Origin of the sequence: Geomonas propionica, assembly GCF_016458235.1 — a bacterium.
Lineage (GTDB): Bacteria > Desulfobacterota > Desulfuromonadia > Geobacterales > Geobacteraceae > Geomonas > Geomonas propionica.
The window spans coordinates 494,686-517,787 of the sequence record NZ_JAEMHK010000001.1; the positions used below are offsets into that span (position 1 = coordinate 494,686).

General features: G+C 62.9%; 19 protein-coding genes. 10 read left to right on the plus strand and 9 right to left on the minus strand.

Annotated features, from left to right (window positions below; all coding sequences use genetic code 11):
- Window positions 1–136: 136 nt before the first annotated feature.
- Window positions 137–640: a shikimate kinase gene (locus JFN90_RS02280; protein ID WP_199393474.1), complete on the minus strand. Its 504-nt coding sequence runs from the start codon at window positions 638–640 to the stop codon at window positions 137–139.
- Between the two features lie 408 nt (window positions 641–1,048).
- On the opposite strand from JFN90_RS02280, the gene JFN90_RS02285 reads away from it, so the two are divergent.
- From JFN90_RS02285 to JFN90_RS02300, 4 genes are all read left to right on the plus strand, one after another.
- Window positions 1,049–1,576 (plus strand): DUF4402 domain-containing protein, encoded by a 528-nt coding sequence (locus JFN90_RS02285; protein ID WP_199393475.1) that lies wholly within the window; start codon window positions 1,049–1,051, stop codon window positions 1,574–1,576.
- A gap of 87 nt (window positions 1,577–1,663) precedes the next feature.
- A complete protein-coding gene (locus JFN90_RS02290; RefSeq protein WP_199393476.1) occupies window positions 1,664–2,122 on the plus strand; it encodes a DUF4402 domain-containing protein in 459 nt (152 codons plus the stop codon).
- Window positions 2,123–2,131: 9 nt separating this feature from the next.
- The gene (locus tag JFN90_RS02295) at window positions 2,132–2,956 is read left to right on the plus strand and encodes a fimbrial biogenesis chaperone (RefSeq protein ID WP_199393477.1); all 825 of its coding nucleotides are present in this window, start codon (window positions 2,132–2,134) and stop codon (window positions 2,954–2,956) included.
- Between the two features lie 30 nt (window positions 2,957–2,986).
- On the plus strand, window positions 2,987–5,677 hold the full coding sequence (locus JFN90_RS02300) for a carboxypeptidase-like regulatory domain-containing protein (protein WP_199393478.1): 2,691 nt from the start codon (window positions 2,987–2,989) through the stop codon (window positions 5,675–5,677).
- A 6-nt stretch (window positions 5,678–5,683) separates the two neighbouring features.
- Here the strand turns inward: JFN90_RS02300 and JFN90_RS02305 are convergent, their stop codons facing one another.
- From JFN90_RS02305 to JFN90_RS02315, 3 genes are read right to left on the minus strand one after another with little or no spacing between them, the layout of a single operon-like run.
- Entirely contained in the window at window positions 5,684–5,992 is a 309-nt protein-coding gene (locus tag JFN90_RS02305) for a hypothetical protein (RefSeq protein ID WP_199393479.1), read from the minus strand.
- A gap of 43 nt (window positions 5,993–6,035) precedes the next feature.
- Window positions 6,036–6,821: a rhomboid family intramembrane serine protease gene (locus JFN90_RS02310; RefSeq protein WP_199393480.1), complete on the minus strand. Its 786-nt coding sequence runs from the start codon at window positions 6,819–6,821 to the stop codon at window positions 6,036–6,038.
- A complete protein-coding gene (locus JFN90_RS02315) occupies window positions 6,808–7,539 on the minus strand; it encodes a SprT family zinc-dependent metalloprotease (protein ID WP_199393481.1) in 732 nt (243 codons plus the stop codon). Before JFN90_RS02315 ends, JFN90_RS02310 begins: the two co-directional genes overlap by 14 nt.
- Before the next feature lie 179 nt (window positions 7,540–7,718).
- On the opposite strand from JFN90_RS02315, the gene JFN90_RS02320 reads away from it, so the two are divergent.
- Both JFN90_RS02320 and JFN90_RS02325 read left to right on the plus strand, forming a co-directional pair.
- The gene (locus tag JFN90_RS02320) at window positions 7,719–9,332 is read left to right on the plus strand and encodes a hypothetical protein (RefSeq protein ID WP_199393482.1); all 1,614 of its coding nucleotides are present in this window, start codon (window positions 7,719–7,721) and stop codon (window positions 9,330–9,332) included.
- 13 nt (window positions 9,333–9,345) lie between these two features.
- Window positions 9,346–10,704 (plus strand): LysM peptidoglycan-binding domain-containing protein, encoded by a 1,359-nt coding sequence (locus JFN90_RS02325; protein ID WP_199393483.1) that lies wholly within the window; start codon window positions 9,346–9,348, stop codon window positions 10,702–10,704.
- Window positions 10,705–10,709: 5 nt separating this feature from the next.
- Here JFN90_RS02325 and JFN90_RS02330 read toward each other — a convergent pair whose 3' ends face one another.
- The gene (locus JFN90_RS02330; protein WP_215906652.1) at window positions 10,710–11,429 is read right to left on the minus strand and encodes a lytic transglycosylase domain-containing protein; all 720 of its coding nucleotides are present in this window, start codon (window positions 11,427–11,429) and stop codon (window positions 10,710–10,712) included.
- Between the two features lie 216 nt (window positions 11,430–11,645).
- On the opposite strand from JFN90_RS02330, the gene JFN90_RS02335 reads away from it, so the two are divergent.
- Window positions 11,646–12,305: a YceH family protein gene (locus JFN90_RS02335; RefSeq protein ID WP_199393484.1), complete on the plus strand. Its 660-nt coding sequence runs from the start codon at window positions 11,646–11,648 to the stop codon at window positions 12,303–12,305.
- Between the two features lie 118 nt (window positions 12,306–12,423).
- Here JFN90_RS02335 and gdhA read toward each other — a convergent pair whose 3' ends face one another.
- From gdhA to JFN90_RS02355, 4 genes are all read right to left on the minus strand, one after another.
- Window positions 12,424–13,773, minus strand: a complete 1,350-nt coding sequence (gdhA, locus tag JFN90_RS02340; RefSeq protein WP_199393485.1) for an NADP-specific glutamate dehydrogenase — start codon at window positions 13,771–13,773, stop codon at window positions 12,424–12,426.
- Between the two features lie 348 nt (window positions 13,774–14,121).
- The gene (locus JFN90_RS02345) at window positions 14,122–15,192 is read right to left on the minus strand and encodes a type IV pilus twitching motility protein PilT (protein WP_199393486.1); all 1,071 of its coding nucleotides are present in this window, start codon (window positions 15,190–15,192) and stop codon (window positions 14,122–14,124) included.
- 47 nt (window positions 15,193–15,239) lie between these two features.
- A complete protein-coding gene (locus JFN90_RS02350) occupies window positions 15,240–16,958 on the minus strand; it encodes a DUF4388 domain-containing protein (protein ID WP_199393487.1) in 1,719 nt (572 codons plus the stop codon).
- Window positions 16,959–17,080: 122 nt separating this feature from the next.
- Window positions 17,081–17,887: a triphosphoribosyl-dephospho-CoA synthase gene (locus JFN90_RS02355; protein WP_199393488.1), complete on the minus strand. Its 807-nt coding sequence runs from the start codon at window positions 17,885–17,887 to the stop codon at window positions 17,081–17,083.
- A 412-nt stretch (window positions 17,888–18,299) separates the two neighbouring features.
- Here JFN90_RS02355 and JFN90_RS02360 point away from each other — a divergent pair, with 412 nt between their 5' ends.
- The 3 genes from JFN90_RS02360 to JFN90_RS02370 all read left to right on the plus strand — a co-directional run bounded on the left by JFN90_RS02360 (window position 18,300) and on the right by JFN90_RS02370 (window position 23,094).
- The gene (locus JFN90_RS02360; protein WP_199393489.1) at window positions 18,300–20,798 is read left to right on the plus strand and encodes a penicillin-binding protein 1A; all 2,499 of its coding nucleotides are present in this window, start codon (window positions 18,300–18,302) and stop codon (window positions 20,796–20,798) included.
- Window positions 20,799–21,016: 218 nt separating this feature from the next.
- Window positions 21,017–21,301, plus strand: coding sequence for an HU family DNA-binding protein (locus JFN90_RS02365; protein WP_015718556.1), 285 nt, complete (start codon window positions 21,017–21,019; stop codon window positions 21,299–21,301).
- Window positions 21,302–21,753: 452 nt separating this feature from the next.
- The gene (locus JFN90_RS02370; protein WP_199393490.1) at window positions 21,754–23,094 is read left to right on the plus strand and encodes a DEAD/DEAH box helicase; all 1,341 of its coding nucleotides are present in this window, start codon (window positions 21,754–21,756) and stop codon (window positions 23,092–23,094) included.
- The last annotated feature ends 8 nt before the right edge of the window (window positions 23,095–23,102 follow it).

Sequence of the window (23,102 nt, forward strand, 5' to 3'; positions counted from 1 at the left end):
TCCCGCGCTTATCTTCTGGATCAGGGAGAGTCCCGACAGGCTGAGTCTCGAAGACTTTTTTGTCTCGACGGTTTCAGGCATGAGGTAGATATTAGGGGAGTGTGCAGACAAAGTCAACGCGATTGGCGTCCGTTCATCATGACACGCCGCATTGAGACATGACCCTGGTGGCTGCTTCCTGCAGGTTCTCGCCGTGGAGCAGCACGATGGTCTGGGCGTACTTGTGATACAGCCCGAAGCGCTTTTGGTACAGTTCCTCTAGTCCCCCCTCTCCCATGCCGACGATGCCGCGCGGCGCCGCCCGGGCGATGCGCCCGTGCAGGTGCTGAATCGGGACGTCGAGAAAGACAACGGTAGAGATGGCAGCGAGGCGGTGCATGGCGGCATCGGAATAGACCACGCTGCCGCCGGTGGAGATGACCATCGCGCCTTCCGCCGGCAGGGATAGCACAGTTTCCTCCTCAATGCGGGCGAACTCTTCGGCCCCCACCTGGTCCACCACTGCCTGAAGTTTCTTCCCGAAGCGCTTCTCGATGCAGTGGTCGGTGTCGATAAAGCGCCACCCCAACCGGGTGGCGATGACCCTTCCTATGGCACTCTTGCCCGAACCGGGCATCCCTATCAGCGTCAACCTGTTCATTTTATTTCCCTTCGCGGTACCCGTATCCAACACGACAACAACATCTTACCAGTTCGGACGCGTCGTGGAACATGACACCATTAAATTTGTAGAAAACTTTTTAAGGTTAGATATATTTAATCGTCGTGAAAAATCCCGCGTGCTTGGCCCGGATGGACGACGCTCTGGCGCTCCGGAACAGGCACCTGTACCTGCCAGAAGGGCACCTCGTTTGGCGAACGGACTCCGGCGCAGAAATGCCGGCCGATCCGTTCGGAGGACCACATGCAATGGCGATCATGGGACGGTAACAGTCGCAGCGGTGTTCAATTGCACCATGGCCGGGGCAGGCCGCCGCCGGGGCAGCGCCCGTTGGGTTGGGAGCTACCATCAAAGAGCGTGCGGCCACGTATTAAAGGAGATACCCCTATGAAGACGTTACCTAAAATCTTAGTTGTGGCAGGATGCGCCGCCCTGGCGTGGAGTGCGGGCACAGGCGTCAGCCAGGCGGCAACCATGGCGACCCCCACGAGTGCCATAGTAGTGATGCCGATCACCATAACCAAAGATGCTGACCTGAGTTTCGGCAAGTTCATGTCTGGTTCCTCAGGTGGTTCCGTGGCGGTCGACAAGGACAACAAGCAGACCGTCGGCGGAGGTGTGACCACTACTGCCGCCTTTGGTGGTACTGCCACGGCGGCAGCGTTTCAAATTTCGGGTGAACAGGGCGGTACCTACGCCGTCACTTTACCTGCAACCGTAACCTTGACCGATGGCGGCACTAACACCATGACAGCTGGGTCCTTCACTACCACCATCAACGGCGCCCTCGGCAGCACGGGGACCTTTGGCCCGGCAGCTGACATCCTTAAGATCGGGGCAACTCTGACGGTGGCAGCCTCACAGGCATCCGGAAACTATACTGGCAGCTTCAATGTAGACGTTGATTACAACTAACCGTCGAATTCAACGTTCATCAAGGGGGGCGGAACCTCGCCCCCCTTGTCTATTGCGCGTCCGGAAACGGAATAGGGAGAGTTGGTGATGCGCATACGGGCCAAATTCGTCGCGAGCCTTCTGGCGCTGTGGTGCATGGTTCCGGCCACCGCTTTGGCAGCGCCAACCGCGCTGGCAAAGAATCAGGATTTCGACTTCGGCAGGGTGGTGGGAGGTGCGGGGCGTTCCGGCGTGGTTACCATCACCTCCGCCGAAGTGAGAACCTATACCGGGAATGTCCTCCCTTTGGGAACCACCTTCTCCGCAGCCCGCTTCACCATCACCGGCAACGTAGGGAAAAGCTACACCATCACCTTGCCGGTCAGTTTCGTCATCAACGCGGGAGTCGACCAGATGACGGTAACGGCCGTTACCTCCTCCATACCCCTGACAGGAGTCATCCCGGCCGGCGGCGCGGTCAGCTTTTCAGTAGGGGGGACGTTGAACCTCGGGGCTGTACAGCGCAACGCGAAGTACAGCGGCAGCATGAACATTTCGGTCAAGTAAGGAGGCCTCGTGAAGCTACTGCTCGCCAAGTGGGCGGCTATGGTGATAACCGCCACGAACATAATCATCGGCATCCCCACCGTGACGGTGGTCGCGGCAGACCTCATGGTGTACCCAACCCGGGTTGTCCTGACGGACAAGCAACGTGCCGCGCAGGTTGACATCATCAATGCCGGTGAGGCGCAGGCGACCTACAAGATCACCATGGTGCGCAAACGAATGACGGAGACGGGAGACTTCCAGGGTGTGACTACTCCGGAAAAGGGTGAAAAGTTCGCGGACGAAGTAGTGAAGTATTCCCCTCGCCAGGTGACTCTTCTGCCGGGAGGCGGCCAGACCATACGCATCCTGTTCAAGGTCACCCCCGACCTCGAGGCGGGGGAGTACCGGTCGCACCTGCTGTTCACCAGGTCGACCCCCGCCGTGGCAAACCTGCCCGAGAAAGAGGACATCGAGCCCGGGGTCATCAAGATGAACATCGTGGCGAACGTGGGGATATCGATACCCGTGATCGCCCGGCACGGTGACCTGCAAGCCGTTGCAGCGATAGATCCCAAGTCCGTTGCACTGTCCGGTGACAAACAGCAGGTGCTCTCTTTCACCATGTGCAGGTCTGGCACCAGGTCGGTCCACGGCGACGTGGCAGCTTACCGTGGCCAGGACAAGGTAGCGGAAGGAAGGGGCTTCGCCATCTACACCCCCAACACTGTGCGCAAGGTGGCCATAGTGGTGCCGGAGAGCTCGCGTCTCAGAAGCGGCGACACTGTACGCTTGGTCTTCACCGAACGTGGCGAAAAAAAGCCGCTGGCTGAGACTGCCGTCGTTCTTCCCTAGCCCATGGTGCCCCGCGCAGGCGCCCATACCGTGCACGTACGCTTCCCCCTGCTGTTCATTCATCTCTTCATCCTGGTTTCACTTTCCTATGGCGCGGCCGTTGACGAACCCGGTTCCCCTGCACCCAGTGATCAGGAGGTGATCGTCGCGGTTGAACTGGACAAGGAAGGGGTGGCGGAGAGCTTCCTGCTCGTGGAGAAAAACGGGCAGATCTTCGTCCCTGTCTGCTCCCTTGCCGAAGCTCTGTCGCTGGCAATCAAGTGCGATCAGAAGAGGGCCTTCGGCTTCGTCCTGAGCCAGGACCGCCCTTTCGTGATCGACCTGGACGAGGGGTACGCCGTTCATGGCAGGGAGGCGTTCTCCATCAACGGCGAGGCATACGTGCAAAAGGGGGAGATCCTGGTGAACTCCGGCGTGCTTTCCAGGTGGCTGCCGGTGGATTTCAACCTGCGCCGGGAAACCTCCACCCTGGAGCTTAAGGCACGCGAACCGTTGCCGCTGCAGGCTTTGAAAAAGCGGCAAGCCTTCCCGACTCCCAAGCCGCCGCCACAAGCCAAACAGTACCCTGATGCGACCGCAACGAGAGCGGCTGTGTCTATCCCGGCTGTCGACCTCGCAACGCAGTGGAGCCTTGGCTCGAACGGTGCCAAGGGCAATCACGGCAGCATGCAGAATTCGATGGATATCGCCGGCGATCTCCTCTACATGACCGGTGAGGCTCATCTGCTCGCGGTGAACGACGATCTCAAGCGGCTCGATCTCACCATGTCCCGGCGTAGCGCGCCGGGCTACCGGGCTGGGCCACTGTGGTTCAACCAGCTGGCGCTCGGCTCGACCCAGGCCCCGTACGTCGACGGGGTAGGCGCTCCTATTAAACCGATGTACGGCTTGTTCCTTTCCAACCGCCCGCTGATCGGGGCGGGGCAGTTCCTGTCCCACGACATACACGGGCAGCTCCCGGCCGGATGGGACGCCGAACTCTTCCACAACGGCACCCAGGTCAGGTACCAGCCTCCGACGGCGGAGGGGATGTACCATTTCGTCAACCTGCGGGTTTACTACGGCGTGAACAGTTTCAAGGTGGTGCTGCATGGGCCCTTCGGGGAGCGCAAGGAATCCGAAGAGGTCTTTGTTTCCGACGCCACGACTCCTACTGGGGAATTTCTCTATTCCCTATCCGCAGGGTGGCGGACGGGGCTCGCGCGGCGCACGGATCCCGAAGGAGAACAGGCGTCATCCAACGTCACGTTCACGTCGGACTTCGGCCTTACCAGGAACCTGACCGGGTCACTGCTTGTGGTCAGGCATGCGGAGCGGGCAACGGGGGAGCGGGAGTATTTAGGCGTCGGGGCGAGAACCACCTTCGGATTCGCCTTGCTGTCACTGGAAGTAATTCAGGCGTTGGGGGCGGGGACCGGCCAGGAGGGGCAGCTCATCAGCTTGAAATCCAGCAGCCGGGACCTATTCGGTTTGAACCTGGAGTTGGTGCAGCGGTTCTTCAACGACTACGAGTCGCCACAGTTTTATTACAGAAGCGATCCGCTGCGCACCCTCACCAGCCTCAGGGGAAACTCATCCTTCAGTTTTATAGATAGAATTCGTGTGCCGTACTCGCTGGAGCTCAGCTTCGGCACCAGGAGGTCAGGGGAGACAGAAACGACGTCGCAGTGGCGCGTTTCCGGCGGCTGGAACGGTTGGAACACGACACTGCAGGCTGACCTGTCCCGGCTGCAGAGAAAGAACTACGCGACCGGGCAGGTGCAGGTGAGCACCAGGCTGAGCGAGGTCAGCGTGAGGGGGGAGGCGGGGTACTCCTTCCTGCCCGTCGCCAAGCCTGGCAGCGTCAATCTCAGCGCCGACCTCGAGATGGCGCCGGGGCTGCAGCTGAACTCGGTGCTCTCCCATGCACCGGCGGACCGGTTAATCGGGTTGCGGCTCGGGGTGTCGAAGCGGTTGGGGCGGGTGGGATATTCGGTGGCTGCGCACGGAAGCACCGACGGGGACTACGGTTTCGACGTGGGCGTGCGCTCTTCAGTCGCGGACGTGGCCGCCGGCCGGCTGCTGGCTTCGGCCGAACCGTTGGCGCCGTACGGCATGATCGCGGTTTCCGCCACGGTGGCCGAACCGGACGGGAGAAGGAGCGCCTTACCGCGGGTGGATTTCCTGTTGAACGGTAGCCGGGCCAGGGCCATACCAGACGGCGCCGGCGCCCAGGTCATCGCCTTCCTGCAGCCGGATATCCCGGTCGATGTGAGCGTGGACATGACGTCGATCGAGGACCCCTTCATGGTCCCCACCGAGGAGGGGTGTCGCATCGTACCGAGGGCGGGGGTGGTCGCCAGGTGCGCGTTCACCCTGGCCACCGGCGGCGAAATCGACGGCACCGTGACGGTGCGCCTGGCGCGCGGGGGGGGAGTTCCTATCAGGGGGGTACGGGTCGAGCTGGTCGGGGTGGAAGAGCGACAGGGCAGGGCGCAGGCGACGACGCTGTCGGAGGAGAGCGGCTACTACCTGTTCAAGACGGTGCGTCCGGGGAGGTACCAGGTCCGCATACCGGCCGACGAGGTGCGGCGGCTGAAGGCGAGCGCGTTGCCCCCCCGCGGCGTGACGGTGCCGCCGGGAGGGGACATGGTATCTGGCATCGACTTCGAACTGGTACCGGCCGACGAGGCCCCGGGGAGGATCATCAACGGGCCGGCTCCGGTGTTGGACAAGGAGTAGGTGTGATTAGTTCCTGGCGGGGAGCAGAGTGGCCTGCAAGAGGTCGCGCAGCGCCTTGTCGGAACCCGATTCGCGGTTCACGATGGTCTTTCTTTCCCGGCGCGAGATGAGGATCGCGAGGTGCTCGGCGGCCTCCGCGGTTCCCCCGGCTATCGAGGTGGAGAGCTGGCAGAGGATCTGGACCGGCAGGCCGTTCCTGAATCCCTGGACCAGTTTGGCGATCTCGTCGTGGCGCTGCTCATAGCTCCAGGTCTGGTAGACCTCGTCGCCGATGTTACTCAACTTTCCCTGTATGCCCGCCAGCTTGTTCAGCATTACGTCTCCTGTAGCCACCGGGGATGCCCCGGGTGCGGCTCGATCATTTTTTGTGCTCGTGGCTGAAGATGTGATCCCTGCAGTAGCCGTACTGGCCGTTGCATTTCGGGCAGTAGCGGAAGTCCATGTCGGGATGGGTCTTCTCGGTGATGCCGCAGGTGGTGCACTTATGCACCAGTTCCTTCTCCCGGAACTGCAGCCCGCCGACCTTCTTGGTGATCTGTCTCTTGCCGTGGCGCAGGTTGAGATAGATGTCGTTGGCGAAGAAGATCAGGTAGTTGGCGATGGCGGCGAGCACCATGATCCGGGAGGGCCAGCCGCCGACGACGATCTGGTAGGCGTAGCCCAGCCAGGTCAAGAGGGCCAGCCACTTGATGCGCACCGGGATTACGAAGAAGAGCAGGATCTGGAATTCCGGGAACAGGGTGGCGAAGGCGAGAAACACCGACCCGGCCAGAAAGGCGTTGCTGACCGGGTAGTCCGGAACCAGGAAAGAGGCGGCGAAGGTGATCAGGCACCCCAGCAGCAGGTAGGCGTTGTAGCGGAAAGCGCCCCAGTGCTCCTCGAGTGTCGAGCCGAGCATGTAGAAGAAGTACCAGGCGATCAGCGTGAAGATGAGACTCGACTGCGGCGGGTCGAACGGGATGGTGAAGATGCGCCACCACTCCCCGGACAGGAACAGGCTGGCGGAGAAGTAGGTCGCCATCCGGTCCAGCTTCCCCGTCATGTACATCAGGTAGAAGAAGGACTGTCCCGCGATGAGGTAGATGGTCAGGTTGGGAATCGCGTAGCGCCCTATCTTCCTGTCCAGGCGGTCAATAAATTTCATGCTGCGGGCCCCGGTCCTTTTGCTCCTGCGCGCTCTTCGGCGGGGTCACCTGGGGGGCATCCACGTCGATGTCGGTGTCGGTGGGACGGAGAGCTTCGGCCGTGTGCACCAGCGGCGGCCCCTTGGGCGGTTCGACGCCCTCAGGGGACTTGTCCTTCATGATCTTGTTGAGTTCCTCTACGGTGAGGATCTTGAGCGTTGCCAGTTGTTCCAGATCACTGGGGCGGGCATATTCGACGGCGAAAGCGAAGTCTTCACTGTCGTAGTCAGTTCCCTGTTTGTAGTTGCTGCGGACCATCGCCTGCAACGGAGTAGGGTTGCGGGTCAGATACAGGCGCCACTCGTCACGCTGCTGGGTAGACATGCCGTTGAACCAGACGTGGTGAGCTAACTCATGCAGCATTACCTTGCGCAGTTGCGCATCGGTGTATTGCTGATAGAGGTTACGATAAATGAGCTTGGTATCCGGTCGGTACGCGCCCAGGTGTAGCTTCACCTCGTTGGGCATCATCACCTCCTCAAAGGAGGTCCCGGAAACGCGCAAAGTGCTCCGGTCCGGGTCGTAGCGGTTGAAAAGCGCGGAAAGGAACAAATCATCTTTGGAGAGTTTCTTAACTGCGTCGCCCTGACCCCAACTGATGGGGACATATGTTGTGGCACATCCGCTGAGCGCGAGGGCCGTGACCACAAATAACAATTTTCTCAACAAGCCTTGCATTACCAACTCCTTGGAATGGGCCCGCCAATGCCGGTCCGGCAATAATCTAACATAATTAAAGACCGCAACGCAACAAAATGCATACAATGTTTTATCTCTAATGAATTCACATGGGCCGAATAATATTGATTATTCCTCTTGCCTAACCTAAAATGTGACGCTAAAAATCAAGGGAACCCATGACGCGCGTCCTTCTCATCGCAGACACCCAGCGGGTGCAACGAATCTTCCACAGCATGTCAGAGCAGGGATTTCTGCACCTGCAGACAGCGTCAACTCTCGCCCTTGGCGAATTCGAACTCTCCGCATTTTCCCCCGATATCACTTTCGTACAAAGCCGCATTTCCGGGTTTTCTGGAGATATCCTGCTGCGCCACCTGGACAAGATGCTCCCCGCCCAAGGGCGTCTGGTGCTCCTGGCCGGCGACAGCGAGGACGCTGCCCAGGCCAAACGGCACGGCAGGATCTCGCTCGATCTCACCATGGACGACGAGCTGCTGGAACAGTCAGTGGCTGCGCTGCTGGCAGGGGAGCCGCTCCCTGCCGCACCGATTTCCGAAGAGCCGCAGTCTGCCAGGCCCGTTACAGCCAAGGTGCGAAAAGCCGCTCCCGCAACCGCCGCGGCGCCCGAAGATGCCCCGCCGCCAGTCGCCGCTTCGGAACGTTCAGAACCGGCACCGCTTGAGGAACCGATAAGACGTGAGCTACCGGCACAGCTTGAGCAGCCGGCAGCGGCCCCGGCCCCATCCGTCGCGTCTCAGCCGCCGGCGCTGGAACCGGCTAGGGAGGATGAGTATCCTCCCGTCAAGGCGAGCGGCAAGAGCGCCGCCTCCGCATTTGAATATGTAATGCAGCAGGCGGAGGCGCGGAGCCTGCCTATGGAAGAGGCGATCTCGGAGGTGGAAGACAGAGTCGAGGTCACCAAGGTGGGCTCGAAGAAGGAGGTTGTCGCGGAGACGTTATCCGCTCCCCCCGTACTTGACGGGGCGGCCAAAACGGGGGGCGGCTACTACGCCGGCGAGACGGTGGCCGAAGCCCTGCGTCGTGCCGAGCAGAAGAAATCGCGTAGACCGTTTCTGTTCATCGTGCCGGTCCTGGTCTTGATTTCAATCCCGCTGGTGTCGTACTTGGCAGGCAGGAACTCCGCGCCCGATCAGGCGGCTTTGCTCACCGCCAAACCGGCGGCGAAACCGGTGCCTGCCCCGGCCAAGCCGAGCGCGTCCGCACCGTCAGCGCCGGCGATCCCGAAGGCGCCCGCACCGGCCGCAACGCAACCGGCCTCGGGTGCCGCCCCCGCCCCCCAAAAGGGTGTGCCGTCCGCCGCCGCCCCCGCGGCGAAGGCCTCCGCTGCTGCAACGACTCCGGCGCTGCAGCCGCAGCCGGCTCCTGGCGCGAAGCCCGAAGTCAAGGCTCAGGTCCAGCCCCCCCGCAAGCGTGGCCTGGAGACCCTCCCCGCGATGCTGGAAGGGACCAAATTGGACCTCGAGTATGGCAATAAGCACCCCGGTTGGGTCAGATATCTCGGCATCCGGGCCGAGTACAAGCTGTTCAAGGAGAACAACGTCTTCCGGGCCATCCAGGTCATTCCCGTACCTGGCGGCATCATTTCCGATGACCTGTTGCAGAGGGTGCTGCGCCAGTTCGGCGGCGCGGACAGCTATCGCGTCGAATCGACTACAGGCAAGGGCGAGTACCTCGTCGAGCAATGCGCTACGCCGGGCCCGGCTGCACTTACCATCTACCGCAACAAGACCAACAAAAAGGTGAAGGCCCTGGTGGTCTACTACCCCTGAAAAAGGCGACCCGATGATCCCTGCCAACAAGGCGACACTGCTCCTGGCGCTCCTGTTGATCCCTGCCCGGCTCCTCGCTGCTCCACCGGAGTTCCAGATCGACATCAAGGAGCTGGACCGGCAAAAGCCGGCGGCGCCCAAATCCGTCCAGAAGCCTGCTCCCAAGCAGCATAAACAGGCCCCCAAGAAGAAAGAGCCGGAGGCGAAGGCTCCGCAGGAGACCAAGAAGGAACATGCGGCCCCCGCTGGCGAGCACGTCCGTTACACAATCAAGCCGGGGGACCACATCTTCAAGATCCTGGTAGGGCACTTCGGCATGTCGAACGAGGCGGCCGAACGCCTGGTGCCGCAGATCATCGAGCTGAACGGCATCAAGAACATCAAGTCCCTGGAGGTGGGGCGCACCCTGCTGATACCGGCCGCGGCCCTGCATGGGGGCGAAGCGAAGACGGCCAAGAAGGAAAAGGGGCGGACCCATCCGGAAGGACCGGCCGCGAAGGCGAAAGGGGGAGAGGCGCCCAGGGAGGGCCGGGAGGCCAAATCGGCACCGCTCCAAGCCCCCAAGGCACCGGAGCCCACCGCCGAGGCTCCCCGGGCACCCGAACCCGCCCCCGAGGCACCGAGGGCACCGGAGCCCGCTGCACCCGTTCTGGCGCCGGCCCCTGCGCCTAAAACTGTCCCGGTCCCGGTACCCATCCAGAAGGAACCGGTCCCGGCAGTGCCGCAACCTGCTCCGGTGCCGAAACCCGCGCCAGCCCCGGCTCCGCAACCCGCTCCTGCCACCAAGGCCGAACCGGCACCGGCGACGGCGCCTGCTCCGGTCCCCAAACCGGTGTCGCCGCCTGCTACACCGTCCAAGGCTGCGACTCCGGCGGCCGCGCCTGCCACCCCGCAAGCCCCTACCTGGGTCTGCTCGGTCAGCCGCCATGACGCCGGCAGCGTGGTGGACTCGGTGCTCAACGCCATCTCGGCGACCTGGAGTCGCAACAAGATCATCCAGTCGGCCGCAGGCGCCGCCACTCCGTTCAGTATCAGGGTGGACCGCTACTTCGAGTACAAGGGGAAGCGCTACATCGTAAGCATCGGCGAGAACGACCCGTACAACTACACCCTGATCAGGATCCTGGAGACGGCGGGTTATCGGGTGCTGATGCTGACCGGGAAGGAAGACTTCAAGGCGGTAACGGAGAAGTTGTTCGCGTTGGTAGGGATCGCGCCGGCGTTCGGGCCGCATGCCTTGCCGGAGGGGACGCACGCGACCGGGTTCCTGGTCCAGCAGGACGACGCAGCGGGGAAACGGGTCCTGATCACGGACACGGCGCCTCCCCTGGGGCACAAGTGGCTGATGCCTGCGGGGTGTGGCGCCAAGTAGAACCTCTAGGGGATGGGGATAGCCGAGTGCTCCCCATCCTCGGTGTAGTAACCGATATTATCCTGGGATAGGGCGTTGCTCTGCGGGGAAGCAGCCGGTGGGAGTGCGGTCTTGGCGGTGGTTTCGGCAGGGGCGGCTTTTTGCTGCAGCACTTCCTTGGGCGTGGGCACGGTTCCCTTCACCTTCGCCTTGAACTCGTCCGCCTTGCCTTTCTCCGCCTCGTCCACCCAGCCCTCGACCTTCTGACGCACCAAAGCCTCAAGGTTGTCGTTGAACGGCCTGTACGCCGCTTCCTGCCGCAGCGGTTTCACCCGCTGCAACTGATCGAAGACCTTTTTCGAATAACGGTCGCGCTTGTCCGGGGTCTGGCTGTTGTAGCAGCCGATTGCCTTCCAGGTGTAGCCGTACTTTTCCATGCACATGGAAAGGATCCAGGCGCCGGTCTTCACGCTGTTGCAGGCGTCGCCCAGGGAACTCCAGCGCTGCTTGCCGATGGTGGGAGCCCAGCTCGAGTTGATCTGCATCAGCCCGTAATCATAGGTGCCGTTGCTGTTGTAGTTGATTGCGGAGGGATTGAAGTTGGATTCAACCTTGGCGATGGCCCGCAGGATCTGCGGGTTGATGCCGTATTCCATCCCGGCTTCTTCAAAGCAGAACGCGGAAGCATCGGTTGCCGCCAGGAGCATCAGGGCGGCGGCCGCGTAAAGCAGTCTGATTTTACCCATCACGGGTTCCTCATCAGGGGGTGTGGGGTCATCCGCCGCCGAGGTGAGGTTGGCGCGGGCGGATGCCGGCGGGCTGATAGGCTGCCGGCCGGAGTGCAATTCCGGTACATAATACATTTTCCGAATCGGCATGTCATCTGCTAAAGTACCGCTGTCGTTCGGAGCGCCTGCGACTGCGGTCGCGCTGGCCGCCATTTTGACGCAAAGGAGCAGCCGATGAGAATGAATCTGACCGAGCTGGAGATCAGGGTCCTGGGGTGCCTGATGGAGAAGGAACTGACCACTCCGGAGTATTATCCGCTCACCCTGAACGCGCTCGCTGCCGCCTGTAACCAAAAGTCGAACCGGGATCCGGTACTGAGTCTTTCCGAATTGGACCTCCAGCGCGGGCTCGAGGCACTGGGCGCGCGCGGGCTGGCGCGGCTCACGACGACTGGGGGGCGCGTGAACAAGTACGTGCACTCCATGGGGGACAAACTGGGGTTGGCCGCCCCGGTCCGGGCGGTTCTGGCCGAGTTGATGTTGCGGGGCCCGCAGACGGCGGCGGAGCTGCGCGGCCGCAGCGAGCGTATGGCGGAGGTGGGCGACCTGGCGGCGGTGGAGGAGATTCTGCTCGAGCTGCAGCAGCACGGTCCTCCCCTGGTGGTGCGGCTGCCGCGGCAGCCGGGGCGCAAGGAGTCGCGCTACGCCCAGGTTTTCGCGGGGATGCCGGAGTTTCCCGAGGAGGAGCCGGAGCAACCGGGCGCCGCCCCGGTGGCGAGGCCCCGTGTGGGAAATCAGAGGCTGGAGCAGCTGGAACAGGAGGTCGGCGCCTTGCGCGACGAGATCGGCGAGCTGCGCCGGGAAGTGGAGGAGATGCTGGCGGCATTCTCGTAAGTAAGCTTGGAAACAGGGCAAATCCCCCCTGTCCTCCCTCCACACACACAAATAAAAAAGAAGGCTCGACCATGCGGTCGAGCCTTCTTCCTTTTTGCAGCTTCTGCGGCGAGTTGGTTTAGATCAGGCCGTGGGCCACCATCGCCTTGGCGACTTTGATGAAGCCGGCGATGTTGGCGCCGTTTACGTAGTTGCCCGGAGTGCCGTACTCGGCGGCGGTCTCGTAGCAGGTGTCATGGATGTTCTTCATGATCTGCGCCAGGCGCTGCTCAGTGTACTCGAAGGTCCAGGCGTCGCGGCAGGCGTTCTGCTGCATCTCAAGGGCGGATGTGGCGACACCGCCGGCATTGGCGGCCTTGCCCGGGCCGTAGGCGATGCCCGCCTCGAGGAACACCTTGACCCCTTCCGGCGTGGTAGGCATGTTGGCCCCTTCGCCCACGGCGACGCAGCCGTTTTTGACCAGGGTGGCGGCGTCCTTGCCGTTGATCTCGTTCTGGGTCGCCGAGGGCATGGCCACTTGGCAGGGGATGTCCCAGATGTTGCCGTTGGCGATGTACTTGGCGTCCTTATGGTACTTGGCGTAGTCCTCGATGCGGCGGCGCTCGACTTCCTTCAGCTGCTTGACCAGGTCGAGGTCGATGCCTTTCTCATGGAAGATGACGCCGTTGGAGTCGGAGCAGGTGACGCACTTGCCGCCCAGTTGATGGATCTTCTCGATGGTGTAGATTGCCACGTTGCCGGAGCCGGAGACGGAGCAGGTCTTGCCGTCGAAGGAATCCTTGCGCACCTTGAGCATGGCGTCGACGAAGAAGGTGGCGCCGTAGCCGGTCGCCTCGGTGCGCACCAGGGAGCCGCCCCAGTCGAGCCCTTTGCCGGTCAGCACACCCGGCTCGTACCGGTTGGTGATCCGTTTGTACTGGCCGAACATGTAGCCAATTTCGCGTCCGCCGACCCCGATGTCGCCGGCCGGCACGTCGGTGTGCTCGCCCAGGTGGCGGTACAGCTCGGTGATGAAACTTTGGCAGAAGCGCATGATCTCGTTGTCGGATTTACCCTTGGGGTCGAAGTCGGAACCACCTTTGCCGCCGCCGATGGGGAGGCCGGTGAGGGAGTTTTTGAAGATCTGTTCGAAACCGAGGAACTTGATGATGCCCAAGTAGACCGAGGGGTGGAAGCGCAGGCCGCCCTTGTAGGGGCCGAGCGAGCTGTTGAATTCGACGCGGAAGCCGCGGTTGATGTGTACGTTGCCGGCATCGTCCTGCCAGGGCACCCGGAAGATGATCTGGCGCTCCGGCTCGCAGATCCTCTCGATGATCTTGCGCTCCGTGAATTCCGGGTGCTTCACCAGCACCGGTCCCAGCGATTCCAGCACCTCGCGGACTGCCTGGTGGAACTCGACCTCGCCCGGGTTTCTCTTCAGCACTTCCTGAAAAATCGGCTCTACTTTTTCGTCAATTTGCGGCGACATACATCCTCCTTTGCGCATTGTAGGAGTGGCCTTGGCCACTCTTTCATCAGTCACGCCGGGGGTGAGAGTGCGGCGTGCTGAAATATGGTGCAGATGTATGCATGTCGTGAACCATTTTTAGGCACCGGTGTATATAAAATGTGCAATATCGGCAATGGTGCCGGTTTTGTTGGCAAATGCGGATGGCGATGAAAGTTGGGCGGTGCTGATAATGTAAGCAGTGGCGGGCGAGTGAACTACATTTTGTACACTATTTAATCTTGTGAAGTACACAGTGAAGGCGAGGGGGTGAGCAAAAAAGGGACCACGGGGGCCGTGATCCCTTTCCGGTTCGGGGTGCGGGGCGGACTAGTTGGTGAACATGAGCTTGCGCTCCAGGTCCATCGAGTGGGACAGGCGCTTGGCCTCCTCCATGGTGATCTGCTCCTGCTCGTGCAACTGGATCAGGTGCTGGTCGAGGGTCTGCATCTGGTATTGGCTGCGGCCGTTCTCCATGTGTGCCTCGATCTCGTCCAGGCGCCCCTCGCGGATGCAACTCTGGATGGTCGTGGTGGCGCGCATGATCTCCAGCACCGGGATGATGTTTTCGCCCGTCTTGTTCATCACCAGGCGGATGGAGACGGTGGCCACCAGGATGTCGGCCAGCCTCTGCCTGACGATCTCCTGCGCATCGGGAGGGAAGTGGCCGAGGATCCTGTTGATGGTTGATACCGCGCCCTGGGTGTGCAGGGTCGACATGACCAGGTGCCCGGTCTCGGCGGCCATCAGGCAGGACTCGATGGTGTCGGTGTCGCGCATCTCGCCCACCATGATCAGGTCCGGGTCCATGCGCAGCGCCGCCTTCAGCGCCGAACTGAAGCTGTCGGTGTCGATGCCGACCTCGCGCTGGATGATGCAGCTCTTCTCCGAATGGAACAGGAACTCGATGGGGTCCTCGATGGTGATGCAGTTGTAGCTGAAAGTCTCGTTGATGTGGCGCAGCATCGAGGCGAGCGTGGTCGACTTGCCGTTGCCGGTCGGGCCGGTGACCAGGATCAACCCGTTGGGAGCCTTCACGATCTCGCCCAGGACCGGCGGCAGGCGCAGTTCGTCAAAGGTGCCGATGTGGGCCGGGATCACCCTCATGATGATGCCGAAATGGCCGCGCTGGCGGAAGATGCTGACGCGGAAGCGGGCGCCGCTGGGGAGGGAGAAGGAGGTGTCGTACTCCTTCTGGTCCGGTTCCCAGCGCCGGCCGTGGTGGGTCATGATCTGGGCGGCGATGAACTCGGTGTCCTCGGCGGTGAGGCTGGGAAGCTTGGAGCGGATGATCTGCCCTTTGCCGCGGAAGAAGGGAGGATTGTCCACCTCGAAATGCACGTCGGAAACCTTCTTGCTGAAGGCGATTTCCAGAATCTGGACGAATATCTTGGCATCCATGGCGTCCCTCTCTTGCTAAGGCAAATTGAAATGAATGGCAGGTGGGGCTACTTTTGGGCGCAGCGCTTGCGGTACAGGATGTTGTCGATCACGAGGCCGGCGTGCTGGGACAGGATCTCCAATAGCGGCAGTTGAGGATCGGTCCCGCTGCCCGGCCCGAAGTCGGCATAGATGATGGCGATGACACGCCCGAAACTCTTGATGGGGAGGAGCAGCGCCTTGCCGGTCAAGGGAGCCCCGATGGCGGCGTACATGGTGTCGCGCAGCGTCTGGTCCGCCTCGGTGTAGCAGATCTCGCCGTTGAGGGCGCGCTGGTACAGCGAGTCGGCCGGCGCGCTCAGGCGCAGCTTGACCGAGGTGACCGCGCCGGCTGCATCCACGCCGATGGCCCGCTCGGCGATCAATTCCGAACGTACTACGACCAGGGTCACGCCTCGGCGGAAGACGGCGCAGGCCGCCTGCAGGAGCGCGAAAGTCACCTCGGGGGGGTCGCGCTGTTCGGAGAGGGCGAGAAGCTGGTTGCGGACCTTTGCGGACTGGTCCTGTGCGGGCTTGCCGTGGTCATGGTCCAGGTAGGCGGCCAACGTCCGGCAACTGTCGATGGTGTCGGAGATGAAGGTGCCCGGGCGTTGTTCGCGGCTGGGGCGCGGCAGCAATGCAGAGACGCCGCTTTCCTGGGCAGCGGCGCAGAGCGGATAGTCTACCGGGGTGGCGAGGAGCGCGATGGTGAGCTCCGGGAAGCGTTCCCGCTTTTGCTTGACCAAAGCGGCCAGGTCGCGCCCGTTCCTGGCGGAGGGTTCTCCCGCGTCCAGAAGCAGCAGCGGGGACTTCTCCCGGGAAAGGGCCTGGTCGATGATGGGGTCGAGCTGGTCCGGGTCGTCGGTGGCGCAGATGAAGCGCGGGCCGCAGACCGTGGCGCAGCACTCGCGCATGAGTCTTTCGGTGGTCAAAAGGACTACGCCGAGGTCGCTCCCCGATGCCGCGGCGCGGCTCGGCAACTGCTCCAGGTAGTGGAACAGCTCCTGCTGCTCGCGGGCGGGGATGCCGGCCAGTTCGCCCTGCAGCCGGCTCGCGGGGGTGTCGGGCACCTCCTCCTGGAGCGCTGCAAAAAAGGTCGGGATGTGCCGCTCCAGCCCCTCCAGCTCCTCGAGTCCCAGGTCGGCAGCGGAGAGCTCGGCTGCGGAGAGCTCCGCTGAGCTGCTGCGCTGCGCCTCCGGTGCGGCGATGTTGCCGAAGATCGACTCCGGCGTCAGGGTGCCGTCGCGCTTGCGCTCGTCGTAGATACGCAGGGCGTCCATGAGGATGCTCTGCGTGTTCATGTTGATCTGCTCGGGAAAATAGCGGTACTCGTCGGAAACGACGACCTTGTCCACCTCGAGGCAGAAGGTCCCCCGGGACCAGGTGAGCACCTCGACGATGGTCATCTCGATGAGCGCTTCCAGCCCCTGGTAGGCCGACTGGGTGGGGACGGTGCCGTCCTCGATCAGCATCTGGATGATCGGCTTGCGGTCGTCGCCGGCGTCGCGCTGTTGGATCAGGGCCTTTTCCAGGGCCTCGCGGCTTAGAAGACCCATGTCCAGCATGACCTGGCCGATGCGGATCGAGTTGTTGACGTGATTGGCGCTGACGATGAAACCGTCACGGAAGACGAGCTGGCTCTCCCCTTTGGCGCCTCTCAGCGTAAGGGTGCCGGTCTTGCCGGTCTGGTGCAGCAACTGGATGACATCCACTAAGGGAAGGTGGTCTAAATCGCCTTCAAAGGACATGCCGGTACCCTTGTCTGCCTGTGGTGGGTGAGGTGGAGCGGGTCAAGCGGGAGGATTCTAACATGGGGCTGGGGCTAAGTAAACCGGTATTGCTGAGGAAATGGCAAAAAGGATGACGGGGGCTAGGCCGCCTCGAGTTCGCCGGTGTGGCTGAGCCAGGCGAGGGCGAGTGCGAGCAGGCCGGCGACGCCGCCCATGGTGAGGCTGCGGCTAACGTAATGCGCGTTGCGCTGGGACAGAAAGGCAATGAAATCGTCGCGTTGCGCCACCATCCGTTCCAGGAGCCGTCCATCCTCGCGTACCGTTTTGAGGCCGCTGCGGCCGCCGCTGCGCAAGGTGGTGCTGTCCTCCACCGTCTGCATGAGTCTTCCCATCATAGCGAATACGGCGCTGCCGCGGTTGCCGCCGTCGGCGAGTTCACGCCGGTAGACGGGAAGGGCCTCGTCGAAAAGGCTGGGCAGTCCCGCCAGGGCCTCCTCGCGGATTCCACCTCCCTGGAAGCGGTTGCGCACCCGCTGCGAGGACCCGGGGTCGCCGTGCTCGAAGAAGAGCTCGGCTAAGGCGACGATCGAGGCGCGCAGGCTGGCTTCGTCCCGGCCGGGAGCGCAGGCGCTGGCGCAAAGGACCAGTCCCCCCAGGAAGATGTACCCCTTGTGGCAGCTGCTCCCCACCGCCCGCTGCACCGCGCGTTCCGCCGCGACCCCCAGGCGCACCCGTGCTGCCAGGTCCTCGCCGGAGAGGACCGCGTCGCACAGGTCCATGAGGTACAGGGAGACGATCTTCAGCGACTCCTCCATGCGGGGCACCGAGAGTTCGGGATGGGCGCCGCAGTCGCACAGATCCACGAGCCCCGGTTTCGGGGTCAGGTAGAGCTCCATGAAGGCTCCGCGCGCGAGATTCTTGGCGAGTTTGGGGAGGTAGCTGGTCATGTCCTGGATCGTGCTCCGGGGTCCGGGTCTGGGTACTGCGACAGCATCATAGCATTTTTTGGCTCAGGAGGAGAATGTGTATACATTATAAAGGGATAAAGAGCGCGAGCGGCCAGTGGCACCGGGCGCTCGAGCCGCGCCGAGGGGGACGCTCGGCGTCCCCGTGGCGAGCGCGCGCCGGGGGAGGAGGAGCACAATAACCTTGAATTACAGGTGCAATCTGGGATACCCTGCAGTCTTGGCGCCCGCCTCCCGGGCGCGGCAAAACCACGATGCACCCGCAGGTTCCCGACCAGCTCTGCCCTTGCCGCAGGGGGCCCAAGGAGCTTCCCGCCTCCCAGACCATCGGCCTACCGGGTACGCCAGGCCATGATCCCGCGCACGCATCAACCCGATTGGAGACCCTCTCGACATGGAAATTTACAAGGCGCAGCCGCGACAGCCGCAGCGCAGGTTGAAAAAAGCACCCACCATGAAGTACCTGCTTTGGGGCGCCGCCGGCGGCTCGACCATCATGCTGCTGGCCTTTCTGGGGTACTTTTTCTACCTCCTGGGGGCGCTCCCCAAGGTCGACCGTCTGGCCGACTACCGCCCCCCCATACTCTCGCAGGTATTCGGCCAGGACGGCAACCTGGTGGGCGAGTTCTACCTGGAGCGGCGCACCGTGGTACCGGTGGACAAGATGCCCAAGCGGCTGATCCAGGCCTTCGTGTCCGCCGAGGATTCCAACTTCTACCAGCACAAGGGGATCGACTACGTGGGTATCGCCCGCGCCGCCGTCAAGAACCTGATCTCCATGCGCAAGAAGGAAGGTGCCTCCACCATCACGCAGCAGGTGGCCAAGTCGATGCTGCTCACCCCGGAAAAGAAGTTCTCCAGGAAGCTCAAGGAGGCGATCCTCGCCAAGCGGATGGAGGAGCGGCTCACCAAGGACGAGATCCTTTATATCTATCTGAACCAGATCTATCTCGGGGCCGGCGCCTACGGCGTGCAACTCGCGGCGGAGACCTACTTCGGCAAGGAAGTCGACAAGCTGAACCTGGCCGAGATGGCGATGTTGGCGGGACTTCCCAAGGCCCCCAACAGCTACTCCCCGATCAAGCACCTGGAGCGGGCCAAGGAGCGCCAGGGGTACGTCCTGGAGCGGATGGTCAAGGAAGGGTACATCACCCAGGCCGAGGCGGATTACGCCAAGGCCACCCCGATCGTGATCCAGCCCCTGAAGAAGGTGAACGCGGAGCAGTCGGCCTACTTCCTGGAGCAGGTCCGGCAGCAACTGGTGGAGAAGTACGGCGAGGAGCGCCTCTACAAGGACGGCCTGAAGATCTACACCACCATGAACGCCGAGATGCAAAAGGCCGCCTATGACTCCGTGGTCAACGGTCTGAAGGCCGTGGACAAGCGCCAGGGTTTCCGCGGTGCCGCCAAGTACCTTGCCGAGGCCGAGGTGGAGCCCTTCTGCAAGAAGGTCGAGGATGACATCGACGAGCTCTCCTTGAAACAGGGGGCGGTCTACCAGGGGGTGGTGACCGGGGTCGACGCGGCGAAGCGCGAGTTGACCGTTCGCGTCGGCGACCGCACCGGCACCCTCCCCAAAAAGAACATGGACTGGGCCGGCAAGGTGGAACTCCTCAACAGCTACGGCAAACCGCAGTCGAAGAAGGCGATCGGCCTGGGGGCGGTACTCGATCTGCAGGTCAAGGAGCCGGACAAAAACCGCACCGGCGCGGTCTTCGCCCTGGACCAGGTACCCGAGGCGCAGGCGGCCCTGATCGCCCTCGACCCGATGACCGGTGGCGTGCGCGCCATGGTTGGGGGATACGACTACAAGAAGAGCCAGTTCAACCGCGCCATGCAGGCCAAGCGGAACCCCGGCTCCGCCTTCAAGCCGATCATCTACGCGGCGGCCTTGGAGCACGGCATGACCACGGCCAGCATCATCGACGACTCCCAGGTGGAGTACGAAAGCGGCGGCGACAAGGCATGGAAACCCAAAAACTACGACAACGTCTACCGCGGCCCGGTCACCATGCGCGAGGCCCTCACCAATTCCATCAACGTGGTCAGCGTCAAGATCCTCGAGCAGATCGGGGTGGGGAGCGCCATCGAGTACGCCAAGAAGCTGGGGATCACATCGCCCCTGGCCAGTAACCTCACCCTGGCCCTCGGCTCGTCCAGCGTCACCCCGATGGAGCTGACCAGCGCCTACGCCGTGTTCGCCTCCGGCGGCTATCGCACCACCCCCTACTTCGTCACCAAGGTCCTCGACCGCGACGGCAACGTGCTGGAAGAGGTGCAGGAGCCCAAGGTGCCGGTCTTCGGCCAGATGTCGAACGCCGCGGCGGCCGACACGGCGGCGGAAGGGGAGGGGGAGGGGGAGGACGCCAAAGTCCCGCCCGCCGTGCCGCAGCCGGGACAGCCGGTACTCACCGAGGCAACCGGCGGCGTGATCCCCGTCATCCCCCCCGAGACCGCGTTCATCATGACCAACCTTATGGAAAGCGTCGTCACCAGCGGCACCGGCGGCAGGGCGCGCGCCCTGGGACGTCCGGTGGCGGGCAAGACCGGCACCACCAACGACATGAAGGACGCCTGGTTCGTGGGCTACGTGCCGCAACTGGTGGCGGGGGTCTGGGTCGGCTATGACCAAGAACGCAGCCTCGGTGCCGGGGGATCGGGGGGACAGGCGGCGGCGCCGATCTGGACCGAGTTCATGCAGCGCGCTGTGGCCGGGATGCCGGTGAAATCCTTCCCGACCCCGGGCAACGTCACCTTCGCCCTCATTGACCCCCGCAACGGGCACCTGGCCAAGGAAGGAACCCCGGGAGCGGTGCAGGAGTGCTTCGTCTCCGGTACCGAGCCGACCACTTACGGGGCGGACCCTGCCGGGGATGCGGTGTCCGCGCAGTAAGCTACCGTTATTATTGAGGAAACGTCGGAAGCGGCCCTTTGTTTCGCCGCCCCAAACGCTGCCGCGTAAACCCTTGACAGGAGCGGATCGAGGTCTCAAAACGAGGCTAGATCCGCTCCTGTCGCGGATAAAAAGAAACCGGGTTCAAGAAAACCCTTGCAAATTACGAATATATGATTATAGTGGCGTTAATTTAATCCAGCCAAGGAGGGTCACACATGACTAAAGCAGAACTGGTCGAAGCAGTGGCGAAGTCCGCAAACATCCCCAAGGCCGCAGCCGAGAAGGCCGTCGGTGCATTCATCTCCACCGTGAGTGGCGCGCTGAAGAAGGGCGACAGGGTAACCCTGGTAGGTTTCGGCAGCTTTGAAGTGGCCAGCCGTCAGGCGCGTACCGGCAGGAACCCGCAGACCGGCAAGGAGATCAAGATCGCCGAAGCCAAGGTACCCAAGTTCCGTCCGGGCAAAGCCCTGAAGGATGCCATCGCTGCCAAGAAGAAGTAGTCTCGGACCAGCCAGCGACGTGCCCCTCCACGACTGTTGCTACGTCACCGGCACGCAGAGAACCCCGCCCCCAAAGCGGGGTTTTCTCTTCTAAGTCGTATACATTGAAAGAAAACCTTGCCTTTATCGGGCGCATGTAGTAAAGCTGTCTGCCTGACTGACATCAGTTCCACCGGGGCCAACGCCCCTCCCATCGATCCAACCCCTCGCATTCAGGTTAATCCCCACGAGAAATGCGGCAGCAGCTAATTGGTTGGCGACGATGTATGGTTTGCCGGTCATATGGCGTGTTGCCGAGTATCGTTTTCAGCTAAGCCTGCGACAATCGTTGTCGCGGCGGGTTTGGCACGCCCCACATTTCAGCACCCTCAGGCGAAAAGCCGCGTCCGTCCCATGGGGATGTCCGGGACGCGAGCGTGGCCTCATTTTGCCCGAGGGAGAAAAGGAAACACATGTCTTTTGAAACCCTGAACCTCTCCGCCCCCCTCATCAAAGCAATCAGCGCCTGCGGCTACACCGAGCCGACCCCGATCCAGGCCGAGTCGATCCCGCTGGCCCTCTCCGGCCGCGACCTGATCGGCAGCGCCCAGACCGGCACCGGCAAGACCGCGTCCTTCGTGCTTCCCGCTCTGGAGCGCCTCCTGGTCCCGTCCCCGGTACGCGGCAAGGGGCCGCGCATCCTGGTGCTGACGCCGACTCGCGAGCTGGCCATCCAGGTGGTGGACGCGGTGAGGACCTACGGCAAGTTCATGCGGGTGCGCTGCGGCGCCATCCTGGGCGGCATGCCCTATCGTGACCAGATGATGCTCCTCTCCAGCCCGGTCGACATCATCGTGGCCACCCCGGGGCGCCTGATCGACCACCTGGACCGCCGTTCCATCAACTTCTCCCGCCTGGAGATGCTGGTGCTGGACGAGGCGGACCGCATGCTCGACATGGGCTTCTCCGAGGACGTGGACCGCATCGCGGCCGCTGCCCCGGACGAGCGCCAGACCCTGCTTTTCACCGCCACCATGGATGACGCCATGGCGAAACTCGCCCAGCGTCTCTTGAAGGACCCGGTTCGCGTCGCGGTGGACGTCCAGCAGGTGACCAGCCTGCAGATCGAGCAGCGCCTGCACGTGACCGACGACATGCGCCACAAGAACCGCATTCTGCAGCACCTGGTGGCCGACGCCAGCGTCACCAAGGCCATCATCTTCTCCGCCACCAAAAAGGACGCCGACCAGCTTGCCTTCGAGCTCTACTCGCAGGGGCACGCCGCCGCCGCGCTGCACGGGGACATGTCCCAGGGTGCGCGTAACAAGACCATCACCAACATGCGCCGCGGCAAGGTGCGGCTGCTGGTCGCCACCGACGTCGCCGCCCGCGGCCTGGACGTTTCCGGCATCAGCCACGTAATCAACTTCGACCTGCCCAAGTTCGCCGAGGACTACGTGCACAGGATCGGCCGGACCGGCCGCGCCGGCGCAACCGGCATCGCCATCTCGTTCTGCTCCATGAGTGAGGTCGCTTATCTGGATCGCATCGAGCGCCTGACCGGCAAGCCGCTTCCCCAGCACGTCATCGAGGGGCTCGAGCCGACCCGCCCCCTGAGAAGGAACAACTCCGGCCCCGGCGCCCGCAACGGCCGCCCCGGCTTCGACCCGCGCAAGAAGGGCTTTGCCCCCAAAGGGCGCCCGTCCCAGGGAGGGCGTCCCGGCCAGAGCGCACGTCCGGGACAGGCGACCGGCAGGCGCGACGCCCAGCCGGTAGTCGAGTACCGTCGCGGCAGGGGCGGCGCGGGGAACTAGCCTTTTCC